The organism is Mesorhizobium wenxiniae, assembly GCF_002284535.1.
Classification (GTDB): domain Bacteria; phylum Pseudomonadota; class Alphaproteobacteria; order Rhizobiales; family Rhizobiaceae; genus Mesorhizobium; species Mesorhizobium wenxiniae.
This window is the reverse complement of sequence record NZ_NPKH01000020.1, coordinates 433,152-459,349: the sequence shown is the minus strand read 5'-3', so window position 1 is coordinate 459,349 and position 26,198 is coordinate 433,152. Positions and strand designations below refer to the sequence as shown.

Below are 26,198 nucleotides of genomic sequence, written 5' to 3'. Positions count from 1 at the left end.
GAGCCGTGTCGCTGTCATTGCGCCACTGCCTTGCGTGCGCCCTCGCCGTCGGCGAAACAGCGATCGATCAGCATCGCCGCATCGAGAAGGGCGCGCGTATAGGCGTGGCGCGGCCGGTCGAAGACGTCGTCGCGGTCGCCGATCTCGACGATCCTTCCCTCCTGCATAACGGCGACCCTATCGGCAACCTGCTCCACCGCACCCAGATCATGCGAGACGAACAGACAGGCGAAACCATAGCGTTCCTGCAACGACCGGATCAGGAGCAGGATCTGTTTCTGCACCGTCATGTCCAGCGCCGAAACCGGCTCGTCGGCAACGACGAAGGCCGGTCGCCTGACGATCGCCCGCGCGATCGCGACGCGCTGGCGTTGCCCGCCTGACAGCTGATGCGGGAAACGCTCGAGAAGGTCGTGCGTCAGTCCCACTTCCTCGATGACCTCATTCATGCGCGCGGTCCGCCGCTTGCGATCCAATTCGGCGTCGAGCTTCAACGGCTCGGTGACGATTTCCGCAATGGACTGGCGAGGGTCCAGCGAGGAATAGGGGTCCTGGAAGACGATCTGCATGTCGCGACGCTGCAATCGCGTGTCAGCCGATCGTCCACTTGCAATCGCCTTGCCAAGAAACGAGATCGTTCCGCTGGACGGCCTCACGAGGCCGACAATGGCGCGCCCAAGCGTCGTCTTGCCGGAGCCCGACGCGCCGACCAACGCCAGGGTTTCGCCACGCCGGATGGTAAGGTCGACGCGGTCTACGGCGCGCTTCGGCTGCGCGCGCGCAAATAGCCTGGGACGGCCCGGATAGTCGATGACGACATTGCTGATCTCGACCAGGGGCGGGCCGTTGACGGCTCTTCTCGATCCGCCGGCGCTGCGCTTGGGAAGCGCATCCACCAACCGCCTGGTATAGTTGTGCTGCGGCGCGTGAAGGACCTGGGTGCTGCTTCCCTGTTCGACCGCCTTGCCTTCGCACATCACCGTCACGTTGTTCACATAGTGCGACACCATGCCGAGGTCGTGGCTGATCAGCAGGACGGCGGTTCCATTCTCCCGCGTCAGCTCGACCATGAGGTCGAGCACGTCGCGCTGCACCAGCGTGTCGAGCGCCGTGGTCGGCTCGTCGGCGATCAGCAGGCGCGGCTTGAGCAGCATGACCGATGCCAGCATGATGCGTTGGCGCATGCCGCCCGAGAATTCGTGCGGATAGGCCGCAAAGCATTTGCCGGGATCCTTGATCTGGATCCTCTCCAGCATCGCCAGCGAGCGGTCCTTGATCTCGGCGCGCGACATGTCGCGATGCAAGCGAAGCCCTTCCGCCATCTGCTCGCCGATGGTGACGGCGGGATTGAGCGAGACCATCGGCTCCTGGAAAACCATGCCGATCTGTGCACCGCGTATCCGGCGCAGTGCCTTTGCGGCAAGGCCGGTGAGCTCCCGTCCTTCGAAGCGGATGCTGCTGTCAGCGGTCGTGACCAGCGGGGCAGGGAGCAAGCTCAGGATCGAGCGGGCCGCCATCGTCTTGCCCGAACCGGATTCACCGACCAGCGCCAGCATGTCGCCAGAGGCGAGATCGAAATTCAGCTCGTCGACGATCCGCTTTCCCGATGGTCCCACCGAGATCGACAGGTTGCGCACTGAAAGCATCGTGTTGTTGTCCCCGGCCGGCACGAGCATGTTTCCAGCACCTATATATTCGGGTCGAGCCAGTCGCGCACCGCGTCGCCCAGCATGTTGATGCCGAGCAGCGTGATCGAGATGCAGAGACCCGGAAGGATAATCAGATGCGGCGCCTGGCCGATATAGGGTCGCGCCGTCGATAGCATGTTGCCCCAGCTGGGCGCCGGAGGCGGGACGCCCAGGCCCAGAAAGCTCAGCGCGCTTTCCGACAGGATGATCCAGCCGAACATGGTGGTGGCGAGCACGATGATCGGGGCAACGCAATTGGGCAGCACATGCCGCGCCATGGTGATGATCTCGCTATTGCCCATCACGCGCGAGGCCTCGACATATTCCCGCTCGCGAATGGACATCACGGAGGCCCGCACCACGCGCACCACGATCGGCATGTAGGCAAGGCCGAGCGCAACGATGATGCCCTCGCGGCTGGCGCCGATCACCGCCATCAGGCCGAGCGCCAGAAGCAGGCCAGGGAAGGCGAGGAAGGCGTCGTTGACCATCATGATGGCGCGATCGACCCAGCCCCGCAGGAAACCGGCGAGAACGCCGAAGAGGGTGCCGGTGATTAATGCGAAGGCGACCGTCGCAAAAGCGATCCAGGCGCTGGTCCGCGCGCCGCTGGCGAGGCGGCTGAGCACGTCGCGGCCGAATTCGTCGGCGCCGAGCAGGTGCACAGGCGAGGGCCCGCTGAGGCGCGACGGCAGATCGAGCTTGAGCGGATCGAAGGGCGCGATCCACGGACCGAACACGGCCAAAAGGATCAATGCCCCGGTGACGGCGATCCCGAAGATCGCGTTGAATTTCAGACCGGGCCGGCCGAGCGCACGGGCGATCATGCGGTAACCCTCGGATCGAGCAGCGGGTAAATCAGGTCGACGAGAAGATTGACCGCGACATAGATGAAGGCGACGAACAGCATCGATCCCTGAATCACGGGATAGTCGCGGGCATAGATCGCGTCGACCAGCAGCCGGCCGAGGCCGGGAATGGTAAAGACGGTCTCGATGACGACGATGCTGGAAAGCAGGCTGCCGAGCACCAAGCCAATCAGGGTCAAGGTGGGCGCGAAGGCATTCTTGAAAGCGTGGCGCCACGTCACCGCGCTTTCCGAAAGCCCCTTTGCCCGCGCATGGGTGATGTATTCCAGGCGCGCCACCTCGATCGTGCTGGCCCTGGCCATGCGCGCAATCGGGCCGGACTCGACGAGCACCAAGGTGACCACGGGCAGGATCACATACAGAGCGGCTTGCGCGAAGTCGCGGCTGAAGGGTACGTAGCCGACGACCGGCAGCCAGCCGAGATAGAGGCCGAAGATCAGCATCAGCATCAACCCCAGCCAGAAACTGGGGATCGAGAGCAGGATGGTCGAGGTGGCGACGACCGTGACGTCGCGGAGACTGTCCTGCTTCCAAGCAGCCAGCATTCCGGCAGGCACGGCGATCGCCGAGGCGACAATTACGGCGAGAAAGACGATGGTCGAGGAGACGGCGAAACGATCGATGATGAGCGGTAGCACCTCTTGCCCGCTGCCGATCGAGCGTCCGAAATCGCCTGAAAGGACGTTGCCGGCCCAGATCAGATATTGCACCACCACCGGCTGGTCGAGCCCCATCTGATGCCGCATCGCATCGACCTGTCCGGGCTGCGCGAGCTCGCCCAGCATCAGCGTCGCAGGATCGCCCGGAATGAAGCGCATCATCACGAAGACCGCGACCGAGACCAGGATGAGTGTCGGTACGGCGCTGGCGAGGCGGGTCAGGACAAAGCGGACCATCGTTTCTCCTGTGCTGATATCGAAGGTCTCTCCCGTGCGGGCACTGCCTTCTCCGCCCGCTCGAGGATCTCGTCTTCGATGGTGAGTTCGTAGCGGGTGAATTCACCGTTCTTGGCCGGCAACGGCGCGATCTCCATGATGCCGGCGGCTGGTTCGAAGACGATCATCGCCACCGTCGCCGAGAGATTGCCGCCTTCCTTCCTGATCTGCGGGCGACACACGCTGAACGGCGAAGCGAAGTTGTCGAACAGCGCTTCCTTCAGGTCGTCGATGGTTATGTCTCCATGCCGCGCCGACAGGTGCCGGCGCACGCGGTGGTCGCGATAGAGACTGTCCGGCACGTCGCGAAGTCCGGTTTCGCGCAGCTTAGACAACGCCACCGGGCTCTGCCAGTGATTGGCGTGGACGATCATGTCGTTGTCCGGATAGATGGTGAAGACCTCGTCCGGGGCGCATTCGAAATTGGCCGTGAACCCTTCGGCGGTGCTCAGGATCATGTTGTTGGAACCGGATTTCGGCGTCGTCGCCACCACCTTGATGGCATGGGCGAAATGCTGCGCTTCAAGAGCCCGGCGCCGGATGAAGGGAAGCGGAATTCCGATCCCGCGATAGTCGCGGTCCGATTCGAGATAGTTCGCGGTGATGCCGATACCGGCCGAGTTGAAGCCGCTGCGCGCCAGTCCGCCGGCTTCGGTGAAGGTGAGGAGGTCCGGCCCGTCCGTTCGCCGGATGCGCAACACCACCGAGGTCTCGGCGCATTCTGCCTTCCAGTCCCAGTTCTGGCCATGGATGAGCCTGCCGTTCCGGGTTGCCTCCGGCAGGATCGCCGCGCCCGTGCAGCCGTCGGGCTCGTCGTCGGAAATGCCTTTCTCGCGCCGGGCGAGCTGCAGGATTTCGGTACGCGCATTGACCAGGACGATCGAGGACAGGTCGACATTCGCGCCTGACGCAATTCCTTCCATTTCCTCGACTAGATCGGGCGCCCATTGCCGCAAGCGGGGCAGGAAGATGCCGGAGAACCGCCCGACATCGTCCGGCCTGAAGCCGAAACGGTCGAGCTGAGCGGCATAGAGCGCCACCGAAGCGCCGATGCGCCCGCGCGCCTGTTCGCCATAGGCCATGCCGCGCGCTCTCGGCGCTCCATCGATCTCGACAAGCGGAAACGGTGCGACTGTTGTCATCAAGCGGAAGCCTCAAACTGGTGTGAGTCCGGATACTATGCATTTTGATTGAATGAAAAGCAGGAAAATTCGCTAGATTGTCAGTTCGAACTGCGTGGCGCATATCTATAATGCGAAAGCTTGAGGAAGTGCCTATGAACGAAACGATGATCGACCGGCCGGCACGCAGCGAGGCGGCCAGTCCGCTGCAGATCGATCTGGCGCGGCGGATCCTGGAGCGGATCAGGGATTCAGGCTGGACGGTCGGAACCCGCGTCTCGGTGCCGGACCTTGCCCGCACGTTCGGCGTTTCGCGTTCCCCCGTCAGCGCGGCGCTGGAACTGCTGGTCGCCCAGGGCATCTTAAGTCCCTTCGAGACGAGGGGGCTGCAATTGGCGCGCGATGTCGCCGACCTCGACCCGGAGGATATCCTACCCAGCTCTCCGCTCGAGGAGCTTTACCGCAGGATGATGCGGGAGCGCGCGCTTGGCCAACTGCCCCAGGAGGTGTCCGAGGCGGAATTGATGCCGCGCTATCAGGTGTCGCGCGGCGTCGTGCGCAAGCTCCTGCTCCGCTTTGCCGCCGAAGGGCTGGTGCAGCGCCTGCCGGGGCATGGCTGGCGTTTCGCCGACACACTTGTCGGCGAGGACGCCTACCGGGAAAGCTATGAATTCCGGATGGCCGTCGAATGCGCGGCGCTGCGGTCGCCCATGTTCAATGCGGGTCCTCAGCAGCTGGCGCCTGTCCGGCGCGCTCACGAGCGCATTCTGGCGATCGTGTCGACGGGCAAGACACTGATCGGCGGCGACGAATGGTTCCGGATCAATGCATCCTTTCACGAAGGACTCGCGGCCTGCTCCGGCAACCGGTTCCTGGCCGATGCGGTGCGCCAGCAGAACAATTTGCGCCGGTTGCAGGAATCAGCGGGTTTCGAGGAATTGCCGGCGGAACGCATCGAGCAGTCCTGCCGGGAACATCTGGCCATTCTCGATGCCGTCGAAGCGGGCGAGATCGAATGGGCCGAGGCGCTGCTGCGCCAGCATCTACGGCAGGCCTCCGAGTTCGCTTCGCCACAGCGTTCGATCTGATGCCTGCCGGCGACGGCATCGCGCATGCTGGCCACTCGACATCGGGCACTGAGCGATTTGGAACGAGCGTCTCCCCGATCGCTTGACGCCAATCCGCTCCGTCAAATGTCGGGATTGGATGCTTTAGGACCGATTTTCAGCGGCGCATCATTTTCATCCGGATTGGGGACGGGAGCTTCGTCGGGAAGTCTGTCCGGATCCGGCTCACGTACAGGCTTCGGTTCAGGAAACGGCGGTGGCGTGGGCGCCGGAGTGGGCGTTGGTTCGGGAGTGGGAAGAATGGCCATGGTGTGATTTCCTTCCGCTCGCTGCACTCTGCCTTGGCTGGTCGCCGACGTCGGCCGGATTTTGACGCCACCCGTTTCGACGGTTTCGCTCTACGGGCCGATGCACGCAGAACGACCACGCTTGCCTATGGTTCCGATGGGAGCCTCCGATGACCCCGCAGGCATCGAGCGCTCACGCAGGACGGCGCCGTCAGAAAAGTGATCGAATGGTCGGCGCATAAGGGCCTTGTCGGCGTCGTGGAGCGCCATAATTTCCATTTCAGGGTGGGACGAACTCACCTGCTGAATAGGAGGCGGCCGTGAAGCACCAGACACTTGACCAACTGCATACCGTTGCCGACGTTCACGCTGAAGCAACAGACCTCGTAGCGACCCGAAGCCAGCGTCTCGAACGTTGGGCGAAACTGCTGGAGAAAAATCCCGATCGGCGTCTCGAAGCGCTGACGGGCACCGAATATAAGTCCCCTGAGATACGCGAAAAAATGCGTTACAACGACTCGCCTCTCACGGTTGCCTTCGAGGACCCGATCTTTCGTGCGCAAGGCTTGAGAGACGACACCTACGGTGAAGCCAGGCGCTTCTTCGAACTGACTGACTGGCAGTTGCACGAAATTGTCTGCCACTGCCATGTCGGCGCCACGATACGAGCGCGATGGGCTGCCTCTCGCGTCCGTGCGGCAATGTCCGAGAGGTTCGGTTTCTTCGCCTGGCTGCGAGGAACATTCATGCATTGACGCTAGGGCATTCATGCTGCCGGCATTCACACTAGGGGCCGGCATGTTCGGGTGATGGAGGCGGCGAAACGATTTTCACGCCTCGCATCAGTGGTCGTTGATGTGCGGATATGCCGTTCGGCGGCGATCCGCCATCGGCGAAGGGCGATACAATGCGCCTCGATACCACAGGCATGGGCTGATTTCAGTCGGCGGGCGCCGTGTAGCGGCGATGGACCGCTTCCGCGATGGCGGCGCGGCTTCTATGCGGATCGAGACTCTCGTCATCCTCGATGACAGCCGCTTCCTCCGCAAGTCCCTGGTCCTTGACCTGATCGCGGAACCAGGCCGAATAGTCGCCCGCGCGCAAGTGATGCTCCCAGGTGCGGTCGTCGATCCCCTCGGCGATATGGAGGAACATCATGAGATTTTGCGCTTTCAGGTTGAGCTTGCCGTCCGCGCCGCGGAAATAGAAACTATTGTCGCCAAGATCACCCTCGGCATACTTGCGGATATGGCGCTTGCGTTCCTGCCGGGGACGCTCGATCGAGATCGGTCTTGCGGGATCGCCTGTCGACCGGTTCCAATACAAGACCTTGTTTTCCGGTGGCGGCACGACGCCCTGCGGCACGTCTTCGCCTATTGCGGCACAGAAGCTTTCGACGACCTTGTCGGCTTCCGGGCCAAGAGCCAGCACCGTGTCAACACCTGCCAGCACGTCCCGCGAAACCAGATCGGGATGAACTGTGACCAGAATGGTCGCCGAAAGGCTTTTTGGAAGCGCAAAGGATGTGCCATCCCGCGCATGCGGCAACAGGTGGTGTGCCTCGTCGATGATCAGCCAGTGCGGGCGTCCGGTGCGGGCGCGAAGCGCGGCAAGCTCCGGCAGCAGCTTGGCGAAGGCGTTTGGCCGCTCCGCGGTCTTGATCCCGAGCATGTTGACGGCGACATTGTTGGACGGTTTGGATAAGAGGTCGAAGATTTCGCGCGAGCTCGGCGGGCTTTTGGCGTCGCCAACCACCAGCACGTCCTCCAGTTCCTCGTAGTCGCCCTCCGGGTCGAGCACGCAAAACTGGAAGCCTTGCTCGACGAAGCGTTCGGTCAGGGCGGTGGCGAGGGTGGATTTCCCGATCCCCGACGTGCCGGCCAGCAGCACGCCGCCGCCGCGCGGTGAAAGGTGCATCACCGCGCCCGACCCGTCGTCCGCGCCAATCTCAATGCGTTGCCGCGCCGTGTCCAGCAAGGCGGCGTCATGCGAGATGAGGCCCTCGATCAACTCCCTCACGCCCGCGCCGCGGGCACCATTCGTCACGTGGCCCGCCGTCTCCCTCACCTTCGGCAGTGCATTGGCGACTGCAACTCCGAAGCCGACGGCGCGCAGAAAGGCATGGTCGTTCTCCGCATCGCCGATGCCGACGACATTGTGGGCGGACAATCCCAGATCCTCGAGGGCAGCCGCAAGACCGGTCGCCTTGTTGACCCCGCTCGGCAGCACCATGACGGCACCCTTGTTGAAGATGATCTCCAGCTCCAGGCCAAGGTCCTTGATCACTTCCAGCACGATGGTCTCGTTGGGCTCCCTGGTGGCGACGACGGAACGTCCTATCGACAGAGGCGCGATCTTGCGGATCATCAGCTTGTCGACGAATTCCGCCGGAGGCGCAGGCGCCAGGATGCGCTCCTCCTTCGAAGCCGGCGTGTAGACGAGCGCGCCATTTTCGGCGACGACCTTGTCGAAAATGCCAAGCTCCGGGAAAACGCTTTCGAGGTCGGCAAGCTCGCGACCGGTGACCATTATCAACTTGCGGCCGGTTTCCTTCAGCCGCCCGAGCGCGGCACGGGTGGCATCGGAAACGATCCCGTTTTCCGCGAGCGTGCCGTCGTAGTCAGTGGCTAGTGCAAGAGCATACATTAAACTGTCCGTCGGTAGTCCGAAGCTGACCCGAGAAGCTTTCTCGCCGAACTGAGCGGAAAGCCATCTGCTCCAGTGACTTTGTCTTGGCTGATCGGTTCAAACGGCGCTGGCTGCCGATTGTTCCCGGCGGCGGAAGGCAAGAGTTGCTGAGGCCTGGCTTTTGCTTAAGCATTTCCAAACCCGGTACCCGCTTGCTAGCCGACAATCCTGAATCCGTTCGGCTCGGGGCCGGGATCGACGTCTTGGGATTTCACGCTGGAGACCGACGCCCCGGTCGGCCCTTCCCACAACCGGTTCATCATCGTCGAAACCGCGCCCTCGGCTCCGACGATCAGTGCCGTTACGGATCCGTCATCCTCGTTGCGAACCCATCCGGACAGACCGAGCTTCTCGGCTTCGGTCCGTGTCCACACGCGAAAAGAGACGCCTTGCACCCTTCCACTCAGCCTGACGCGTACCGCCCTGCGCTCGCCCTCCATAGTCACCTCCGTGCCGCTGGTTTGTCCACACCTTCAACTCACTAGCGGCGAAAAAGGCTCCGCCTTGTCGGCAACGGAACCATGGGGCGGCGGCTTTGTTTAAAGACGGACAGTTGCAGGTTGCGGGTGCCTCGGAGCCACGATTTCATGACCAACGATTCTCCAAAGGGACGCGCCATCCCGGCATCGGTTCCGACGATCGACGCAAAAGCGGAGCCAACGCTTCTCTACGCCGAGGCCGAGGTGTTCTACACCGAGGCGATCCGCGAGCTTGCCGCGACGGACATTCCCTTTCTTGTCGCCGGCACCTACGCGGTGAGCGCCTACACAGGCGTTACGCGCCAGACGAAGGATCTCGACATTTTCTGCAAGGCCGGCGATTACGCCCGCATTCTCGCTCATTTCAAGCAGGCCGGTTATGCGGTCGAGATATTGGATGACCGGTGGCTCGGCAAGGTCTTCAAGGGCACGCATTTCTTTGACGTCATATTCGCCTCGGCGAACGGAACCATGCCTGTTAGCGACCTGTGGTTGGAGCACGCAAGGCAAATCGATTTGCTGGGCAGTCGGGTGCGGATCGTCGGTCCGACCGAGCTTATCTGGTCCAAGTGCTTCATCCAAGACAGAGGCCGCCATGACGGCGCCGACGTCGCTCATACACTCCTCAAGGCGCAGGATCAGATCGACTGGCACCGGCTGCTTTCCTACCTCGAAGTTCATTGGGAGGTGCTGTTGATGCAGCTTCTCAATTTCCGATGGATCTATCCGAGCGAGCGCGATCATGTACCGGCCTGGCTGCTCGACGAATTGCTTGACCGTCTCGCCAAGCAGAGGGAGCTGCCCACTCCCCGAATGAAGATCTGCCGCGGACGGCTGCTTTCGCCGACTGACTACGAGATCGACGTTAAGGAATGGGGCTTTGCCGGCGTCGGTGGAACAGGAGAATTTCGTGATGGCTGAGAAGGGCATAACCGCCAAGGCAAGGGTTGGGAACGGCGACACGGTGAGGATTGCGGCTATTGGCGACCTGCACGTGCAGGAAGACGCCGAGACCTCTTGTCGTGATCTCTTCGGCGAGGTCTCGCGCGAAGCGGACGTCCTCGTTCTCACTGGCGACCTCACCAATCTCGGCAGGCCCCGAGAGGCCGAAATCCTTGCTGAGGATTTGCGCGCCTGCGCAATCCCGGTCGTCGCCGTGCTCGGCAACCATGACTATGAATCCGGTGCGGTCGAGGACGTCGCCCACATCCTTCGGCAGGCAGGCGTCCATCTTCTTGACGGTCAGACGGCGGAAATCAAGGAGGTCGGCTTTGTCGGCGTGAAGGGTTTCATTGGCGGTTTTGGATCACGCATGCTCGGCTCGTTCGGCGAGCCGGCGATCAAGGCGATGGTCGCTGAAAGCGTCAGCGAGTCGATGCGGCTCGAAAACGCAATGCGGCAGGTTCGCACCAATCGTACGCTCGTCGTCCTGCACTACGCTCCGGTCGTCGAGACAGTCGCTGGCGAGCCATTGGAGATTTTTCCGTTCCTGGGCTCGTCGCGCCTGGCGGAGACGATCGATCGGTTCAAGGTCAGCGCCGTGGTGCATGGCCACGCGCATCGCGGCGTCTATGAAGGTCGCACGCCCGGCGGTGCCCCGGTATATAACGTCGCCATGCACGTGGTGAAGCCGACCGGCCGTCCTTACGCCTTGCTCGAAATCTGAAACGCCCTGTGGGTGGTCAGCGGTCGATCTCGCCGAACACGATATCGAGCGACCCGATGATCGCAGCGACATCGGCGATCATGTGCCCCCGCGACAGAAAATCCATCGCCTGCAAATGGGCAAAGGACGGCGCCCGGATCTTGCATCGATACGGAGTATTGCTGCCGTTCGACACCAGATAGACGCCGAACTCGCCCTTCGGCGCCTCCACCGCGGCGTAGACCTCTCCTTCGGGCACGCGAATACCCTCTGTGTAGAGTTTGAAGTGGTGGATCGTCGCTTCCATTGAGCGTTTCATCGACGCCCGCGGGGGCGGCGTGATCTTCTGGTTCGGGATCGCGACCGGCCCGCGGCCTTCGGGCGATCTCAATTTCTCCAGGCATTGCTTCATGATCCGGACCGATTGGCGCATTTCCTCCATGCGGACGAGATAGCGGTCATAGCAGTCGCCGTTCTTGCCGATCGGAATGTCGAAATCCATCTCGGGGTAGCATTCATATGGCTGTGCCTTGCGCAAATCCCATGCCGCTCCCGACCCGCGCACCATGGGGCCGGAGAAGCCCCAGGCCCAGGCGTCGTCCTGCCCGATCACACCGACATCGACATTGCGCTGCTTGAAGATGCGGTTGCCGGTGAGCAATTCGTCGAGGTTGTCGCAGACCTTGAGGAACGGGTCGCAGAAAGCCCAGATGTCGTCCAGAAGCTTCGCAGGCAAGTCCTGATGCACGCCGCCGACCCTGAAATAATTAGCATGCATGCGGGCGCCGGAGGCGCGCTCGTAGAAAACCATCAGCTTCTCGCGCTCGGCGAAACCCCAGAGCGGCGGGGTGAGCGCGCCAATGTCCATGGCCTGTGTCGTAACGTTGAGGAGATGCGACAAGAGCCGGCCGATTTCGCAAAAGAGAACACGGATGAGCTGTCCGCGCTTCGGGACCGAGATTTCGAGCAGCTTCTCGGCGGCGAGGCAGAACGCATGCTCCTGGTTCATCGGCGCCACGTAATCGAGCCGGTCGAAATAGGGCAGGGCCTGCAGATAGGTCTTGTACTCGATAAGTTTTTCCGTGCCGCGGTGGAGCAGGCCGATATGGGGATCGGCGCAGTCGACGATCTCGCCGTCCAGTTCCAGCACCAGCCGCAGAACGCCGTGAGCAGAGGGATGCTGCGGCCCGAAGTTGAGGGTGAAGTTGCGAACTGCGGCTTCGACCATGACGGTGTTCCCGCCGTACTGGGTTCTTACGGCCGAAGCCGAGTGCTCCGGCCGCCACGCCGGACCGCCGATCAGGTCGTTGTCTGGATGATTAGCGTCAGCGTGCCATTGCCGTCGATGTTGGCGGCGACAACTTGCGAGGAATCCAGGCCGCTCGCCGCCAGCGCCGTTGCTGCCTGCGGCGACGCATCGATCGAGCTCTGCAGGGTAAGCAGATCTTCCTGGGTGATCACGGCCTCGGCTTGTGTTTTGAGCTCCGGAGGCAAATCCTCGAGGGCGACGATCGCAATGCCAGTAAAGTTCTGGTCGGTGAAGCCTTGATCCGGCACGGCTTGGTCGGGCAGGGCCTGGTCAGGCGGCGTCTGGTCAGGCGGCGTCTGGTCGGGCAGGGTTGGATCGGGCAGGGCTTCCGGGGCAGTGGGTGCGATTTGGGGAAGCTGCGGGTCGGTGGATTGCGCGTGGATCGGCTGCGCACTTGGTGACCACACAACCATTGTGCCGGATTATGGTTCCCGGTCCGTCAAGGATAAGGCCGTCGGTGAGTACATGCGTCAGGCCGACGCTACGCAACGGCGAATCGATCGATGACCCATAGCCATGTCCCGTCGCCCTGGCGGCGGGCGACCTCGGCGGTTACGGTGCCATCGGGAAGGCGGGTTGACGTGAGTGCCAAAATCTCCGCTGATAACAGGCGGGGCTGATTTTCCGGCCACAAATTTTCGGCCCGTTGCGATGATGTCCGCGAAGAGTGCCCGGATCGCTTCGCGGCCCAGCGTCAGTCGCCCCTCACCGCTGTCGACGACGGCGTTGGGTTCAAAAAGCGCGGCCATGCCGTAGATGTCTCCCTCCCACTGCCGAGACAGCAGGCGCTCCAAATCCTGGGGATCGCGCGCTGGCTCACGGCTTGGTTCATCGGTCATGGCGAGTTCGAAGGGGAGCCGGCGAAGCTCCGCCATAAGCCGATCGCGAGGTTGAGCAGCTTGGCGGTCATTCTCCCCAGCCGACATCGCGGTCCGCAACGCGCCATTCGGCGGCGCCGGCGCGGCACCGGTGGCTGCGGCTGTGGTTGAGGAAGTCGGCGATCCTTGCCGCCGACTTCGCCGAGGGGAAGGTGAGCAACCGATCGCGATGGACGACGGGCTCGCCGGTCTCATTGTCCCAGACCTCGAACCGGCAGCTTGGGTTCGGTATGGCTTCGAAACGGTTCTTCATATCGATGGTCCCGATAATCGAGGCACCCAGGTTCTGCGACCCCGGCTCACAGATGGCTTACGGGCGTTTTGGATTATGCTTTTGGCAGCGGGCACGCTCGCGCAGGTCGCCTCGGTTAGCTTGCCTTCGGCGCGAGGCGCTGCGCGACATGGTCGGCGATCGCCAGGCTTGAGGTCAGGCCGGGGCTCTCGATGCCGAACAAATTGACGAGGCTCTCCACGCCGTGCACCGCCGCGTCCTGGATGACGAAGTCGGCATTGGCTTCGCCGGGACCGGAGAGCTTCGGCCGGATGCCGCTATAGGCCGGCTGCAGGCTGCCATCGGCGAGGTCCGGCCAGTATTTGCGGACCTCGTCGTAAAAGCGCTCGCCACGCGCTGGATCAACGCGATAGTCGAGTTGATCCGTCCATTCGACGTCAGGCCCGAAGCGGGCGACGCCGTCGAGGTCGAGCGTCAGATGCACGCCGAGCCCGCCGGGTTCGGGTATGGGATAGACCAGTCGCGAGAACGGCGCCCGGCCGGCGACCGAAAAATAATTGCCCTTGGCGTAGCGTAGTTCTGGCACGAATTGCCGCTCGAGCCCGTCAAGCGAGCCGGCAAGTGCCGTGGCGCCAAGCCCGGCGGCGTTGATGAAGCGCGCGGTGGCGATTTCAAAGCCGCCGCTGGTGCTGTCGACCGTGTCGAGCACGATGCGCCCACTCTCGATGCGGCCGGCGACGATGCGGGTGTTGAGGCTGAGTGTCGCCCCGTGCTTCTCGGCGTCGCCCAGCAGCGCCAGCATCAGGGCGTGGCTGTCGATGATGCCGGTTGCGGGAGACAAAAGGGCCGCCGTGCATCGCAGCTTCGGCTCCAGCCTGCGCGCCTCGGCGGCGGTTAAGGGCGTCAGGTTGCCCGCGCCGCAAGCAGAGGCGTTGGCCAGGATGGAAGCGAGCACCGGCTCCTGTCCGGCATTCGTGGCGACGATGAGCTTGCCGCAGCGCGCATGCGGCACCGCCCGCTCCTGGCAATAACGGTAGAGCTTTTCCCGGCCTACCACGCAGAGCCGGGCCTTCAGCGATCCGGCCGAATAGTGGATGCCGGCATGGATAACCTCGGAATTGCGCGAGCTAATCCCGGTGCCGATGGCGTTCTCGGCTTCGAGGATCAGGGTGTCCATGCCGCGCTGCGCCATCTCGCGCGCGATCGCGAGGCCGACGACCCCGGCGCCGGCAACGATGCAGTCGACGTGGTCCACGATCAGGCCACCTCAGCCTCGATGTTGTGCCTGGTGAGCCGTTTAGGAATGACGTCTCGGCGATGCGCACAGCGGGCTTGGCGCAGGTTCTCGCGTTCTGCGGCCTCGAAGCTGAAATTCTGCATGTCTTCCGTCCATCCGCCAGCGCTTTCGAAAGGGCTTGACACCCTTACAAGAAACAGATGCACCAAACAGCATTAATGCCAGAGGGACCTGCCGATGCGCGCCGAACGGCGGCAGGACCCACGTCCCGGCATGCAGGACAGGAACCATCATGGACGCTCGACCGAATTCTCCCGAAGCTCGCGACATCAGCTACCACCTGCACGGCTACACCAATGCCCGCAAGCATGAGGAAGCAGGGCCGCTCGTCATCGAGAAGGGCGACGGCATCTATGTCGAGGATCTCGCCGGGAACCGCTATATCGAAGCGATGGCCGGGCTTTGGAGCGTCGCGGTCGGCTTCTCCGAGAAGCGGCTGGTGGACGCGGCGGTGCGCCAGATGTCCAAGCTGCCTTACTATCACGACTTCGGTTCCAAATCGCATTCGCCGCTGATCGATCTCGCCGAGAAGCTTGTGCAGATGGCGCCAGTGTCGATGAGCAAGGCGTATTTCACCAATTCCGGCTCCGAGGCCAACGATACGGCCATGAAGATGATCTGGTACCGGTCCAACGCGCTCGGCCAGCCGGCACGCAAGAAGATCATCAGCCGCAATCGCGGCTATCACGGCGTCACCATTGCCGCGGCAAGCCTGACCGGCCTGCCCAACAACCACATTTCTTTCGACCTGCCGATCGCCAATGTGCTGCACACGTCGACGCCGCACCACTGGCGCGAGGCGCTGCCTGGCGAGAGCGAAAAGCAGTTTTCGAGCCGGCTTGCCGACGACCTGGAAAAGCTGATCCTGGCCGAGGGCCCGGAAACCATCGCCGCCTTCTTCGGCGAACCGATCATGGGCGCCGGCGGCGTCATCGTTCCGCCGGCCGGCTACTGGGAGAAGATCCAGGCGGTGCTGTCGAAATACGACATCCTGCTCGTTGCCGACGAAGTCATCTGCGGCTTTGGCCGAACCGGCGAAATGTTCGGCTCGCAGACCTTCGGTATCAGGCCCGACATCATGGTGCTGTCGAAACAGATCTCTTCATCCTACCTGCCGATCTCGGCCCTGCTGATCAACGAGAAAATGTTCGAGCCGATTGCCGACGAAAGCAACCGGATCGGTACCTTCGGTCACGGCTTCACCGGCGGCGGCCATCCCGTTGCGGCCGCGGTCGCGTTCGAGAACCTAAAGCTGATCGAGGAGCGCGACCTTGTCGGCAATGCGCGCACGGTCGGCGCGCATTTGCAGAAACGGTTGCGCAACCTCGCTTCGCACCCGCTTGTCGGCGAGGTGCGCGGCGTCGGCCTGATCGCGGCGGTCGAACTGGTCGGCGACCAGGCGAGCAAGGCGCCGTGGGAGACGGCCGGCGCGCTGGGCGGGCTCGTCAACGGCTTTATGCAACAGAACGGCGTCATCTCGCGCAACATGGGCGACGCGCTGGCCTTCTGCCCGCCGCTGATCATCACCGAACCCCAGGTCGATCAGGTGGTCGACGCGTTTGAAAGATCACTCGAAGCCGCGGTCAAGCAGGTCGGACCTGAAACCTGAAACAAAAAACTGCCTCGGCGGACTGCTATGCCTGCTCGGGCTGCTGACAGCGCGTTCGGCTAGCCGGGTTAAGGACGAACTTTAGGGACTAGTGCTAAGGACCTGTTTCCGTGTTCCAAAACGGATGTGGTCGTGAAAGTCTTCGCGACCGGACATCTTGCTCGATTGGGTCGAACAATGAGAAGCCAACTTCGTTTCATTATGCATACTGATGACGAGGCTGCTCTGGTAACCGAACTTTTGCGCGATCCGGCTATCCTGTTCGTCGATGGCCCGCGGTGGAAGACGGTCACGCCTCCAACCACTCGAGACATTTCTGCTATCGGCAGCTACTGCATGATCTGGTCTCCCGAGGACCTGCCACGGCTTTCAGCGGAGTTCATTCAGGCACATAACGATTGGTATTGCCGTGATGAGAATTCCACGATTCAATTCCTGCGATGCAAGATGACCGAAACGGTCATAGTGGAGGGCAGTTTCGCGATCTCGACGGGACCTGCGGAAGCTAACGCCGCGGCCAACGTCGAACGCAGGTACAAGTTCCTGTGCCGTGCAATCAAGAGAACCTACCGGAACTCGGTCGTTCAGTGGCGCAATCCGCAACGGCCGGACGCACCGGCCGGACCATCCAGGTCAGCAAACCCAAGTGCGCCCGACCGGTCGCTGTGGGTTGGACCAGCGGCGATGACGTGGATGGCTGGCCATGCTGATCGACGGGTCAAAACCTTCGTCACTGGTTTTGTGGAGGGAGCGATAATCGAACCGGGCTGATGCACTGCTTTCTACCAACACGCGATGCGGGCAGACCTCGACTTCGTGTGGGGAACGTAGCGCTCGGCGACGCTGACGGAACTCATCAGGACAGGGCCCGCTCGCCGTGAGGCTGGAACATTCCCGGCGCTGATGGCAGCCGACGCTGTTCGTCGAAACGGACGCATCATCGAGCGTCGAAGGCGAAACCGCGATCTCAGTCCAACGTCATGAAACAGGACCGCGACCCGATCGGCCCGCTCTCTCCGCCAGAGGCGCGGGCGTTCAGTTGTTCGGCCGGTGCGGCGGTCCGCTTGGGGGGCGGAGATTGAAAATCTGCGGCGGTGTGTCGGGTACAGCGATGGGCTGCCTGGACAGCCGGCGGTTACCTTTCGGATGCTCTAAGGCTCCGCGCCGCCTCATCGAGTGCCAGCGGATCGTCACCGAGGCGTATGCTGCGATGGGTTAGGTGGCCCGGAGCAAATCCTCGTGCGGTGCTCGAGAGCAAGTCGTCCATCGCGCTGAAGGGTTCAGCGTTGTTTCCGCATGGAAACGCGCTTGAGGAGAAAGTTCGGCTCCTGCAGCACGATGCCAGACTAAATTAGAGCTGGCCATTGCTTGAACATCGTTCGCACAGCTGCTACGTCGCCCATATCGACAGGGGCGCTCCGTATTGCCGGGGCTGAGATGGAAGGTGCAAGCCTTCGGTCCCTCAAGCTGATCTGGGTAATGCCAGCGGAGCGAGGCGACTATGTTTTCAGGTGCACAGATTTCCCTGTATCCGATGTGCGATGATTTCGTCGGCGTCATCCTCAAGGCAATTTCGGCGATGGATTTCTATCGGCCGAATTTCCGCATTGAGACCGACGACATCTCGACGCTGATCGTCGGCCCGCCGGAACAGCTTTTTCCGGCCATACGCGATCTGTTCGCCTCGGCGGCGGCAAGTGGTGTGCATTGCGTGTTGTCGGCGACGGTGTCGCGTGGCTGCCCTGGCGAGCCTGACGATCCGATCTGCACACCGATTTCCGGCAGCAGCCACGAGCTGTCCCTGGCCGAGCGCATCGGCGCGGCGCGGGCGCATGTCGACGGTGCGAAAAAACTCGGACAAGAGGTCGCCGCGCAGTTCTCGCTCTATCCGCTCGGCGAGGGCCACCACATGGACGAGATCTACGGCTGCATCGACTTCCTCAAGGCCTCGGGGGTCTTCGACAGGTCGAAGAATTTCTGCACGAAGCTGAGGGGCGACGCTGGACCGGTGTTCGCGACGCTGTCGGAAGCTTTCCTTCGCTTCGGCGCGCCGCAAGGCCATGTCGCGCTCGACCTTACCGTGTCGGCGAACAGCCCGAGCCCTCGTTAGCCTTGGCTGTCAACGGGTTGCAGCGAGATCCGAGACGGCATCCGGAACGACCACCAGCTTGCCGACGAAATCCTTGGCAATGAAATCCGCCTGGGCGCGGTGGAAATCGGAGAGCTTGTAGACGCCGCCGACCAGCGGTCGGATCTTCTTGTCCTCGATGTAGCGGACGATACGGCGGAAATCGAGTCGCGTGCCCTGACTGGACCCGTGCAGCTGCAACTGCTTGAGATACATAGTGCGCAGATCGAGCTGCACGACCGGGCCGGCAATCGCGCCGGCCGTCGTGTAGCGACCTTCGGGCCTGAGGATGCGCAAGAGGTCGTTGAACATGGCGCCGCCGACCAGGTCAGCAACCACGTCGATCGGCCGGCCCTCGGTCGCTGCGTTCACGGCGGCGGGCAGGTCGGCGATGCCACGAGTGATCACCGCTTCGGCCCCGATGTCGAGCACCGCCTGTTCCTTGCCCTTGCCGACGACGGCATAGGGGATGGCGCCGCGCGCCCGCGCCAGCTGCACGATGCCGGAGCCGACGCCGCCAGAAGCGCCAGTGACCAGCACACGCTCGCCAACTCTTAGTGCGGCACGTTCCAGCATCTGTTCGCCTGTGAGATAGGCGCAGCAGAAGGTGGCGAGTTCGACATCGGTCATTTCGGTATCGACGACATGGGCGTTCTCGGCCGGCACAGCCTGGTATTCGGCATAGCCGCCGTCACGGCCGTGGCCCATATAGTCGATGTCGGCGAGGGAATCGTCGTCGCGGTTGTAGATCGAGAAATCGACCATCACCCGCTCGCAGATACGGTCCGGCGAGACGCCATCGCCGACGGCGACGATGTGGCCGACCGTGTCTGTGCCCTGGATGCGCGGGAAAGTCAGCGTGTTGCCTTGGCGGCGCCAAGTCGATACCGCGGCAGCATCTTCTTCCGTGCCATAGGCGCCCTGACGCACCCAGACATCGGTGTTGTTCATGCCGCAAGCGGTGACCTTGACCAGCACTTCACCTGGGGCGGGCGAGGGCACTTTCACGTCGGTGCGGTAGACGAGCTTTTCCGGCCCGCCGTGACCGGTCAGCTGCACGGCGGCCATGGTGGCGGGGAGGGTTTTGGTCATGGCGTTCATGTCGATCTTCAGATGTTTGCAAACACGCTTTTCACCGCATCGGCCGTCTTCGAGACGATGATGTCGGCCTCTTCGCGGGTGAGGCAGAGCGGCGGCGCAAAGCCGAGAATGTCGCCCTGCGGCATGGCGCGGCCGATGACACCGCTTGCGGCGAGGGCGGTTGCGACCTGCGGCCCGATCTTTTGCGATGCATCGAAGAACACGCGATCATTTCTGTCGGCGACGAACTCGATTGCCGCCAGCATGCCGTCACCGCGCACCTCGCCGACGTTTTTATGGCCGCTGACGGCTTTCGCCAGTTCGGCACGGAAATAGGCGCCTGTCTCGGCGGCGTTGGTCACCAGGTCCATCTCGTCGATCAGTTCGAGGTTGGCGACACCGGCGGCAACGCAGATCGGATGCGCTGAATAGGTCCAGCCATGGCCGAGCGAGCCGAGCTTGTCGGAACCCTGCACCAGCACCTGCCAGACCTTGTCCGAGACGATGACGCCCGACAGCGGCGCATAGGCCGAGGTCAGGCCCTTGGCGATGGTGATCAGGTCGGGCCTGATGCCGTAACGGTCGGAGCCGAACATGGTGCCCAACCGGCCGAAGCCGGTAACGACCTCGTCGGCGACCAGCAGCACATCATATTTCTTCAGCACCGCCTGGATCTTTTCCCAGTAGAGAGCGGGCGGCGGTACGATGCCGCCGGTGCCGAGGATCGGCTCACCGATGAAGGCGGCGACCGTGTCCGGCCCCTCAGCCAGGATCATCTCTTCGAGCTTGTCGGCGCAGTGTTGGGAAAACTGTTCCTCGCTCATCGAGCGGTCGGCGCGGCGGAAATAGTAGGGCGCTTCGGTGTGCAGGATCGGCGCACGCGGCAGGTCGAAGGCGTTGTGGAACAGGTCGAGCCCGGTCAGCGACCCCGTCATCACGCCTGAGCCGTGATAGCCGCGCCAGCGCGAGATGATCTTCTTCTTCTCCGGCCGGCCGAGCACGTTGTTGTAGTACCAGATCAGCTTGATGTTGGTTTCGTTGGCGTCGGAGCCGGAAAGGCCGAAATAAACCCTCGACATACCTTGCGGGGCGCGGTCGATGATCATCTTGGAAAGCTTGATCGACGCCTCGGTACCGTGGCCGACATAGGCGTGGTAATAGGCGAGGTTCTTGGCTTGCGCGGCGATGGCGTCGGCGATCTTCTGCCGGCCATAGCCGACATTGACGCAATAGAGGCCGGCGAAGGCATCGATGCTCTTGCGGCCATTGTTGTCCCAGATGGTGACGCCTTCGCCGCCGGCGATCACGCGGGTCGGGCTCTCGCCGCGCGCGTGGGTACCCATATGGGTCGAGGGATGGAAGAAGTGGTCGCGGTCCCAGGCGGCGAGTTCGTTGGACTGGTCGAGCATCTTTTTTACTCCTGAGGAAAAGTGTCAGCGGCTTACGCGACGTCCAGGCAGAGATATTTGAGATCGGTAAAGGCTTCGAGCCCGTGGCGCGAGCCCTCGCGGCCGATGCCGGACTGTTTGACGCCGCCGAAGGGGATCGGCGCGCCGGTGATCTTCACGCGGTTGATGGCGACCATGCCATAGTCGAGCGCGCGGCCCATGCGCAATTGGCGGCCGCCGTTCTCGGTGACGACATAGGCGACAAGCCCGTATTCGGTGGCGTTGGCGCGAGCGATGACCTCATCCTCGCTGTCGAAGGGCGTCACGGCGGCGACCGGACCAAAAGTTTCCTCGCGCATGATCAGCGCGGCGTCGGTGACATCGGCGAGCAGGGTCGGGCGGTAGAACAGCGGTCCTGCAGAATCGCGTTTGCCGCCGGTGAGGCAGCGTGCGCCATGGGCGAGCGCATCGGCGACCTGCTCCTCGACCTTCTTGACCCCGCGCTCATGCATCAAAGGCCCGATGTCGGTGTCATCAGCCAGGCCATTGCCGGTCCGCAGCGTCTCGATGCGCCTGGCGAAGGCGGCGCAGAAACGATCGTAGATCGGACGCTGGACATAGATGCGGTTGGCGGCGAGGCAATCCTGGCCGGAGGTGGCGAATTTGGCATCGACGGCGATGGCCACAGCCTTGTCGGGATCGGCGTCGGCGAAGACGATCAGCGGCGCATGGCCGCCAAGCTCCATCACCAGCCGCTTCATCGTCGGCGCACTTTGCGCGGCGATCAGCCTGCCGATCTCGGTCGAGCCAGTGAAACTCATGGCGCGTATGCGAGCGTCTTCGCACATCCGCCCAACAATGGTCGAAGCCTTGCCGGTGAGAACGTTGAAGACGCCTGCCGGCAGGCCGGCGCGTTCCCCGAGTTCGGCCAGCGCCAGTGCCGACAGCGGGGTTTCCGACGAAGGGTGCGCGACGATGGTGCAGCCGGCGGCAAGGGCGGCCGCCGCCTTGCGGGTCAGCATGGCCGCGGGAAAATTCCACGGGGTGACAACGCCGACGACGCCGAGCGGTTCGCGCCGCACCATCATCTCGGCGTTTGGCAAGTGGCTGCTGACGCTTTCGGCGTTGAGGCGTTTTGCCTCCTCGGCATACCACTCGACGAAGGAGGCGGCGTAGTCGATCTCGCCAAGCGCTTCCCTAAACGGCTTGCCCTGTTCGAGCGTCATCAACAGCGCCAGATCATCCTTGGCAGCGATGATCAGGTCGAACCATTTTCTAAGAATTCTCGCGCGTTCCTGTGGGAGAGCCGCGCGCCAGGCGGGAAAGGCGCGGGAGGCCGCGTCGATCGCCTTGCTCGTCTGCCTGCTATCGAGCGCGGCAACCCAGGCAACGGTGATGCCTGTGGCAGGATCGATTACCTCGAAGCTCTCGGCGGCTTCACTCGCAGTCCAGTGGCCGTCGACATAGGCGAGTTCGCGCAGCAGCCGGCGGTCGGCTAGACGGTCAAGCGCTTCGTGGCGTTGTGGGCGGGCAAAATGCGCGGACATTTCGAAGTCTCCCGGTTCGAAGTGATACGGGAAGACTATTCGCGCGGCCCGGACAAAGAGGCTGTTTCGGCGCCCGCGTGTAGAGAGATTGTCTCTATTGCATCGCCCCGGCAGACGAACTCTCTAGCGTTACGACGACGCCGGCAACAGATCGGCCACCGGCAAGGCCATTTCCTCCTTCACCGTCTTGGTGACGATGTAGGTGAAATAGCGGTCGATGCCGATCTCGCGTTCGAGCAGGACGTCGACCAGCCGCTGGTAGGCGTCGATGTCGCGCGCCATCACTTTCAGCAGATAATCGACGCCGCCGCCCACCGACCAGCAGGCGACAATTTCGGGGATGTCGCGGATGACGCGCTCGAAACGGTCGAAATCGGTCTGGCGGTGGCTGGCCAGCGTCACCTCCATCAGTACGGTGGCGACCGGCGCGACGGCGCGCATCGCGACCTTGGCGTGATAGCCGGAGACGATGCCGGCCTTCTCCAGCTTGCGCAGCCGCATCCAGCACGGCGTCGGTGACAGGCCGACCTTGTCGGCGAGCGCCAGCTTGGTGATGCGGCCGTCGCGCTGGACCGCGTCGAGGATTTTCAGGTCGATCTGATCGAGTTTCGGTGCGGCCATAAGTGTCCACTTTTTTCAGTCCCGACACCATGACGGCGCATTATTTCGATTGTCAATTGCACTGATTTCGATCTCTAATAAGTCATGACATTGTGGCGTCCAGATCCCGCGCTCATCCGGCGGCCGGCCTATCAATCGCTCGCCGATCAGTTCGCGCGCGCCATTCATGATGGCCGCTTGGCCAACGGCGCGCGGCTGCCGACGCATCGCCGGCTGGCCGACGACCTGAAGCTATCCGTGCAGACGGTCAGCCGCGCCTATGAGGAACTGATCCGTCGGGGTCTCATCTCCGGCGAGATCGGCCGCGGCAGCTTTGTCCAGACGCAGCGCCGCGAGCCGGAGCCGCCCTACCTGCCGGAACGCCTTGGCGAGGTCATCGACCTCTCCATCCTGAAGCCGGTCTGCGAGCCGATGCATCTGGAGCGGCTGAAGCAGGCGCTGGGCTGGCTTGCCGAGAACCTGCCGTCGAGCTCGGCGCTGTCGTTCCGGCCGAACATGGTGTTCCCGCGCCACCGCGCGGTGGCGGTCGAATGGCTGCGGCTGTGCGGTCTCGATGTGTCGTCGCAGAATGTCAGCCTGACCAACGGCGCCACGGCGGGCATGACGGTGGCGCTGATGAGCGTGGCGCCGCCCGGTTCGACGGTCGCCACCGAGGCGATCGGCCATCACACGCTGATCCCGCTGGCGCGCTATCTCGGCTTCAACCTCGAGGGCCTGCCGATCGACGACAACGGCCTGATCCCGGAAGCGCTCGACAAGGCGTGCCAGCTTTCCGACATTCGCGCCGTGTTCGTGCAGCCCTCGGTGATCAATCCGACCGCAACGCTTATGGACGCCGCGCGGCGCGAGCAGATCGCCGCGGTGGCGCGCAGGCATGACATCGCCATCATCGAGAACGACGTGCTCGGCCCGCTGGTCGAGGGGCGTCCGCCGCCGGTCGCCGCCTTCGCGCCCGAGCGCACGCTCTACGTCACCTCCTTCACCAAGATCGTGGTGCCAGGCCTGCGCATTGGTTATCTCGCGGCGCCCGACCGCTATGTCGCCGCCGTCGCCAACCGGCATCTCGTCTCCAACTGGATGGCGACGCCGCTGGTGGCGGAGATCGCGACAAAATGGGTGACCGACGGCACGGCGATGGAGCTTGTCGGCTGGCAACGTTCGGCACTGCGGCGGCGGCAGGAGATTGCCGCTCAGGTGCTTGCCGGGGTCGACTATCGTGTCCATCGCGACGGATTGCATCTGTGGCTGCGGCTACCCGGCGACCGCGCCGAGGAGAGTTTCGTCTCGCAGGCCCGTTTGCAGGGCGTGGCGATCGCGCCAGGCACATCCTTCCGTATTTCCCAGGAGCCCTGGCAGCCGGCAGTGCGCATCTCGCTGGGCTCGACTACCGAGGAGGAACTGCGCGCCGGCCTGAGCGTTGTCACCAAACTTCTGCTCGGCGATCCGGAGCATCTCCTGCTGGCGATCTAGGCAAAGATCGCCGCGGAATTGTGCGGAGCCAGAAAACATTGTCATGAGTTTATTTTCCTGATTGACATGATTTGGCGCGTTCCGCATCGTTGAAGGCACCAAGCTTCTCCAGCAACGGGGAATTCATTGTCCGCGCCCATCATCAAGATCGACGGCATTTCGAAAAGCTTCGGCACCTTCAAGGTGTTGGACGGCCTGTCGATGCAGGTCATGCCGCGCGAGAAGCTGGCGCTGATCGGCCCATCCGGCTCGGGCAAGACGACGATCCTGCGCATCCTGATGACGCTGGAGAGGATCGACAGCGGCCACATCCAGATCGACGGCGAGCAGCTCTACCACATGGAGCGCAACGGCCAGTTGCTACCCGCCGACGAACGGCATCTGGCAAGAATGCGCCAGAAGATCGGCATGGTCTTCCAGCTGTTCAACCTGTTTCCGCACAAGAGTGTCATCGACAACGTCACGCTGGCGCCGATCTTGACCAAGGGCATACCGCGCGCCGCCGCCGAAAAACGGGCGATGGAACTGCTCGACATGGTCGGCATGGCCGACAAGGCGAAAGCGATGCCGGCGCAGCTCTCCGGAGGGCAGAAGCAGCGCGTGGCGATCGCCCGGGCGCTGGCGCTGCAGCCCAGGATCATGCTGTTTGACGAGGTGACATCGGCGCTCGATCCGGAACTGGTCGAGGAGGTGCTGAACGTGTTGTGGCGGCTCTGCTCCGAGACAGACATGACCATGCTGCTCGTCACCCATGAAATGGGTTTTGCCCATGATTTCGCCGACCGGGTGCTGTTTTTCGACCGCGGGAAGATAGTCGAAGAAGGCAAGCCCGACGAGATTTTCCGCAATCCCAAGCAGGAGCGCACGCAAGGCTTCCTGAAGAAGATCATCGCGGCCGGACATCGCGTCTGACCGCCATGCCAAGGCGGCGAAGCCGTCCTCAAGGGGCGGCGAAGCCGTCCCGTAGAACGACCAAACCAAGAAGAGAAGCAAGGAGTTGGGAACAATGAAGAAACTTGGCATTCTGGCCGGCGTGGCCGGTGTTGCACTAACCGCAATTCTGGCCGCCTCGACCGCGGGATCGGCCGACGACAGCAAGCTCGAAGAGCTCAAGGCACAGGGCTTCGCCCGCGTCGCCATCGCCAATGAGCCGCCATACACGGCGGTTGCGGCCGACGGCAAGGTTTCGGGCGCGGCGCCCGATGTGGCGCGTGAAATCTTCAAGCGCCTCGGCGTCAACGACATCGTCGCCTCGATCTCGGAATATGGCGCCATGATTCCCGGCCTGCAGGCCGGCCGTTTCGACGTCGTCACCGCCGGCCTGTTTATGAAGCCGGAGCGTTGCGCGGCCGTTGTCTATTCGGAGCCGGTGCTGTGCGACGCCGAGGCGATGCTGGTGAAGAAGGGCAACCCCAAGGGCTTCAAGAGCTACGAGGATGTCGCCAAGGATGCCACCGCGACGATCGGGGCGCCGGGCGGCGGCACCGAGGAGAAGCTGGCGCTCACCGCTGGTGTGCCACGTGACCGCGTCATCGTCGTGCCGGACGGCCAGAGCGGCCTGAAGATGCTGCAGGACGGCCGCATCGATGCCTATTCGCTGCCAGTGCTGTCGATCAATGATCTGGTCAAGAAGGCCAACGACCCGAACCTCGAAGTTGTCGCTCCGGTGGTCGGCGCGCCGGTCTATTGCGACGGCGCAGCCTTCAAGAAGGGCGACGAAGCGCTGCGCGACGCCTATGACGTCGAGTTGGCCAAGCTGAAGGAGTCCGGTGAATTCGCCAAGATCATCGAGCCTTACGGCTTCTCGGCAGCGGCAGCGATGTCGACAAGCCGCGACAAGCTCTGCTCGGCAAAGTAGGC

General features: G+C 63.0%; 26 protein-coding genes and 1 riboswitch. Of the genes, 10 read left to right on the top strand and 16 right to left on the bottom strand.

The window, feature by feature from the left end; translation table 11 throughout:
- Nucleotides 1-14 precede the first annotated feature (14 nt).
- Genes CIT31_RS12495 through CIT31_RS12480 form a run of 4 tightly spaced genes read right to left on the bottom strand, consistent with a single transcriptional unit; the run spans nucleotide 15 to nucleotide 4,634 of the window.
- Entirely contained in the window at nucleotides 15-1,646 is a 1,632-nt protein-coding gene (locus CIT31_RS12495; RefSeq protein WP_245316288.1) for an ABC transporter ATP-binding protein, read from the bottom strand.
- 41 nt (nucleotides 1,647-1,687) lie between these two features.
- Nucleotides 1,688-2,515, bottom strand: a complete 828-nt coding sequence (locus CIT31_RS12490) for an ABC transporter permease (protein WP_095518826.1) — start codon at nucleotides 2,513-2,515, stop codon at nucleotides 1,688-1,690.
- Nucleotides 2,512-3,453 carry an ABC transporter permease gene (locus tag CIT31_RS12485; RefSeq protein ID WP_095518825.1) on the bottom strand — a complete coding sequence of 314 codons (942 nt, stop codon included), beginning with the start codon at nucleotides 3,451-3,453 and terminating at the stop codon, nucleotides 2,512-2,514. Before CIT31_RS12485 ends, CIT31_RS12490 begins: the two co-directional genes overlap by 4 nt.
- Nucleotides 3,435-4,634 (bottom strand): C45 family autoproteolytic acyltransferase/hydrolase, encoded by a 1,200-nt coding sequence (locus CIT31_RS12480; RefSeq protein WP_095518824.1) that lies wholly within the window; start codon nucleotides 4,632-4,634, stop codon nucleotides 3,435-3,437. Before CIT31_RS12480 ends, CIT31_RS12485 begins: the two co-directional genes overlap by 19 nt.
- 134 nt (nucleotides 4,635-4,768) lie before the next feature.
- Here CIT31_RS12480 and CIT31_RS12475 point away from each other — a divergent pair, with 134 nt between their 5' ends.
- Nucleotides 4,769-5,701 carry a GntR family transcriptional regulator gene (locus CIT31_RS12475; protein ID WP_164759971.1) on the top strand — a complete coding sequence of 311 codons (933 nt, stop codon included), beginning with the start codon at nucleotides 4,769-4,771 and terminating at the stop codon, nucleotides 5,699-5,701.
- A 101-nt stretch (nucleotides 5,702-5,802) separates the two neighbouring features.
- Here the strand turns inward: CIT31_RS12475 and CIT31_RS12470 are convergent, their stop codons facing one another.
- Complete coding sequence (locus CIT31_RS12470) at nucleotides 5,803-5,988, bottom strand: hypothetical protein (protein WP_036267210.1); 186 nt, start codon at nucleotides 5,986-5,988, stop codon at nucleotides 5,803-5,805.
- Between the two features lie 299 nt (nucleotides 5,989-6,287).
- On the opposite strand from CIT31_RS12470, the gene CIT31_RS35070 reads away from it, so the two are divergent.
- Complete coding sequence (locus CIT31_RS35070; RefSeq protein WP_082982175.1) at nucleotides 6,288-6,722, top strand: hypothetical protein; 435 nt, start codon at nucleotides 6,288-6,290, stop codon at nucleotides 6,720-6,722.
- A gap of 184 nt (nucleotides 6,723-6,906) precedes the next feature.
- On the opposite strand, the gene CIT31_RS12460 is transcribed toward CIT31_RS35070, so the two are convergent.
- Together CIT31_RS12460 and CIT31_RS12455 are read right to left on the bottom strand one after the other, a co-directional pair.
- Nucleotides 6,907-8,613 carry an HAD family hydrolase gene (locus tag CIT31_RS12460; protein WP_095518822.1) on the bottom strand — a complete coding sequence of 569 codons (1,707 nt, stop codon included), beginning with the start codon at nucleotides 8,611-8,613 and terminating at the stop codon, nucleotides 6,907-6,909.
- Nucleotides 8,614-8,810: 197 nt separating this feature from the next.
- On the bottom strand, nucleotides 8,811-9,095 hold the full coding sequence (locus CIT31_RS12455; protein WP_095518821.1) for an acylphosphatase: 285 nt from the start codon (nucleotides 9,093-9,095) through the stop codon (nucleotides 8,811-8,813).
- 147 nt (nucleotides 9,096-9,242) lie between these two features.
- Between CIT31_RS12455 and CIT31_RS12450 the strand changes: the two genes are divergently transcribed.
- Together CIT31_RS12450 and CIT31_RS12445 are read left to right on the top strand one after the other, a co-directional pair.
- Entirely contained in the window at nucleotides 9,243-10,055 is an 813-nt protein-coding gene (locus CIT31_RS12450) for a nucleotidyltransferase family protein (protein ID WP_095518820.1), read from the top strand.
- Nucleotides 10,048-10,800: a metallophosphoesterase family protein gene (locus CIT31_RS12445; protein ID WP_095518819.1), complete on the top strand. Its 753-nt coding sequence runs from the start codon at nucleotides 10,048-10,050 to the stop codon at nucleotides 10,798-10,800. Before CIT31_RS12450 ends, CIT31_RS12445 begins: the two co-directional genes overlap by 8 nt.
- Nucleotides 10,801-10,816: 16 nt before the next feature.
- Here the strand turns inward: CIT31_RS12445 and CIT31_RS12440 are convergent, their stop codons facing one another.
- From CIT31_RS12440 to CIT31_RS35730, 5 genes are all read right to left on the bottom strand, one after another.
- A complete protein-coding gene (locus CIT31_RS12440; protein WP_095518818.1) occupies nucleotides 10,817-12,007 on the bottom strand; it encodes an NADH-quinone oxidoreductase subunit D in 1,191 nt (396 codons plus the stop codon).
- A gap of 71 nt (nucleotides 12,008-12,078) precedes the next feature.
- Nucleotides 12,079-12,495, bottom strand: coding sequence for a hypothetical protein (locus CIT31_RS12435; RefSeq protein WP_245316195.1), 417 nt, complete (start codon nucleotides 12,493-12,495; stop codon nucleotides 12,079-12,081).
- 499 nt (nucleotides 12,496-12,994) lie between these two features.
- A complete protein-coding gene (locus CIT31_RS12425) occupies nucleotides 12,995-13,219 on the bottom strand; it encodes a hypothetical protein (RefSeq protein ID WP_095518816.1) in 225 nt (74 codons plus the stop codon).
- Between the two features lie 115 nt (nucleotides 13,220-13,334).
- Entirely contained in the window at nucleotides 13,335-14,453 is a 1,119-nt protein-coding gene (locus tag CIT31_RS12420; protein WP_095518815.1) for an NAD(P)/FAD-dependent oxidoreductase, read from the bottom strand.
- A 2-nt stretch (nucleotides 14,454-14,455) separates the two neighbouring features.
- Nucleotides 14,456-14,578, bottom strand: a complete 123-nt coding sequence (locus tag CIT31_RS35730) for a hypothetical protein (RefSeq protein ID WP_280950329.1) — start codon at nucleotides 14,576-14,578, stop codon at nucleotides 14,456-14,458.
- Nucleotides 14,579-14,727: 149 nt separating this feature from the next.
- Here CIT31_RS35730 and CIT31_RS12415 point away from each other — a divergent pair, with 149 nt between their 5' ends.
- The 3 genes from CIT31_RS12415 (at nucleotide 14,728) to CIT31_RS12405 (ending at nucleotide 18,214) form a co-directional block, all read left to right on the top strand.
- Nucleotides 14,728-16,104 (top strand): aspartate aminotransferase family protein, encoded by a 1,377-nt coding sequence (locus CIT31_RS12415; RefSeq protein WP_095518814.1) that lies wholly within the window; start codon nucleotides 14,728-14,730, stop codon nucleotides 16,102-16,104.
- 132 nt (nucleotides 16,105-16,236) lie between these two features.
- The gene (locus CIT31_RS12410) at nucleotides 16,237-16,875 is read left to right on the top strand and encodes a hypothetical protein (protein WP_133116140.1); all 639 of its coding nucleotides are present in this window, start codon (nucleotides 16,237-16,239) and stop codon (nucleotides 16,873-16,875) included.
- 628 nt (nucleotides 16,876-17,503) lie between these two features.
- Nucleotides 17,504-17,615: riboswitch (TPP riboswitch) on the top strand.
- The gene (locus CIT31_RS12405; RefSeq protein ID WP_095518812.1) at nucleotides 17,606-18,214 is read left to right on the top strand and encodes a YkoF family thiamine/hydroxymethylpyrimidine-binding protein; all 609 of its coding nucleotides are present in this window, start codon (nucleotides 17,606-17,608) and stop codon (nucleotides 18,212-18,214) included. (Overlaps the previous riboswitch by 10 nt.)
- A 9-nt stretch (nucleotides 18,215-18,223) precedes the next feature.
- Here the strand turns inward: CIT31_RS12405 and CIT31_RS12400 are convergent, their stop codons facing one another.
- The 4 genes from CIT31_RS12400 to CIT31_RS12385 all read right to left on the bottom strand — a co-directional run bounded on the left by CIT31_RS12400 (nucleotide 18,224) and on the right by CIT31_RS12385 (nucleotide 22,868).
- Complete coding sequence (locus CIT31_RS12400) at nucleotides 18,224-19,333, bottom strand: alcohol dehydrogenase family protein (protein WP_095518811.1); 1,110 nt, start codon at nucleotides 19,331-19,333, stop codon at nucleotides 18,224-18,226.
- A gap of 8 nt (nucleotides 19,334-19,341) precedes the next feature.
- Nucleotides 19,342-20,721: an aspartate aminotransferase family protein gene (locus CIT31_RS12395; RefSeq protein ID WP_095518810.1), complete on the bottom strand. Its 1,380-nt coding sequence runs from the start codon at nucleotides 20,719-20,721 to the stop codon at nucleotides 19,342-19,344.
- A 32-nt stretch (nucleotides 20,722-20,753) separates the two neighbouring features.
- Nucleotides 20,754-22,247, bottom strand: a complete 1,494-nt coding sequence (locus CIT31_RS12390) for an NAD-dependent succinate-semialdehyde dehydrogenase (RefSeq protein WP_095518809.1) — start codon at nucleotides 22,245-22,247, stop codon at nucleotides 20,754-20,756.
- Nucleotides 22,248-22,376: 129 nt separating this feature from the next.
- Nucleotides 22,377-22,868, bottom strand: a complete 492-nt coding sequence (locus CIT31_RS12385; protein ID WP_095518808.1) for an Lrp/AsnC family transcriptional regulator — start codon at nucleotides 22,866-22,868, stop codon at nucleotides 22,377-22,379.
- Nucleotides 22,869-22,952: 84 nt separating this feature from the next.
- Here CIT31_RS12385 and ehuR point away from each other — a divergent pair, with 84 nt between their 5' ends.
- From ehuR to ehuB, 3 genes are all read left to right on the top strand, one after another.
- Entirely contained in the window at nucleotides 22,953-24,338 is a 1,386-nt protein-coding gene (gene ehuR / locus CIT31_RS12380; protein ID WP_095518807.1) for a MocR-like ectoine utilization transcription factor EhuR, read from the top strand.
- A 126-nt stretch (nucleotides 24,339-24,464) separates the two neighbouring features.
- Entirely contained in the window at nucleotides 24,465-25,250 is a 786-nt protein-coding gene (gene ehuA, locus CIT31_RS12375) for an ectoine/hydroxyectoine ABC transporter ATP-binding protein EhuA (RefSeq protein ID WP_095518806.1), read from the top strand.
- A gap of 94 nt (nucleotides 25,251-25,344) precedes the next feature.
- Complete coding sequence (ehuB, locus tag CIT31_RS12370) at nucleotides 25,345-26,196, top strand: ectoine/hydroxyectoine ABC transporter substrate-binding protein EhuB (RefSeq protein WP_029350588.1); 852 nt, start codon at nucleotides 25,345-25,347, stop codon at nucleotides 26,194-26,196.
- Nucleotides 26,197-26,198 lie beyond the last annotated feature (2 nt).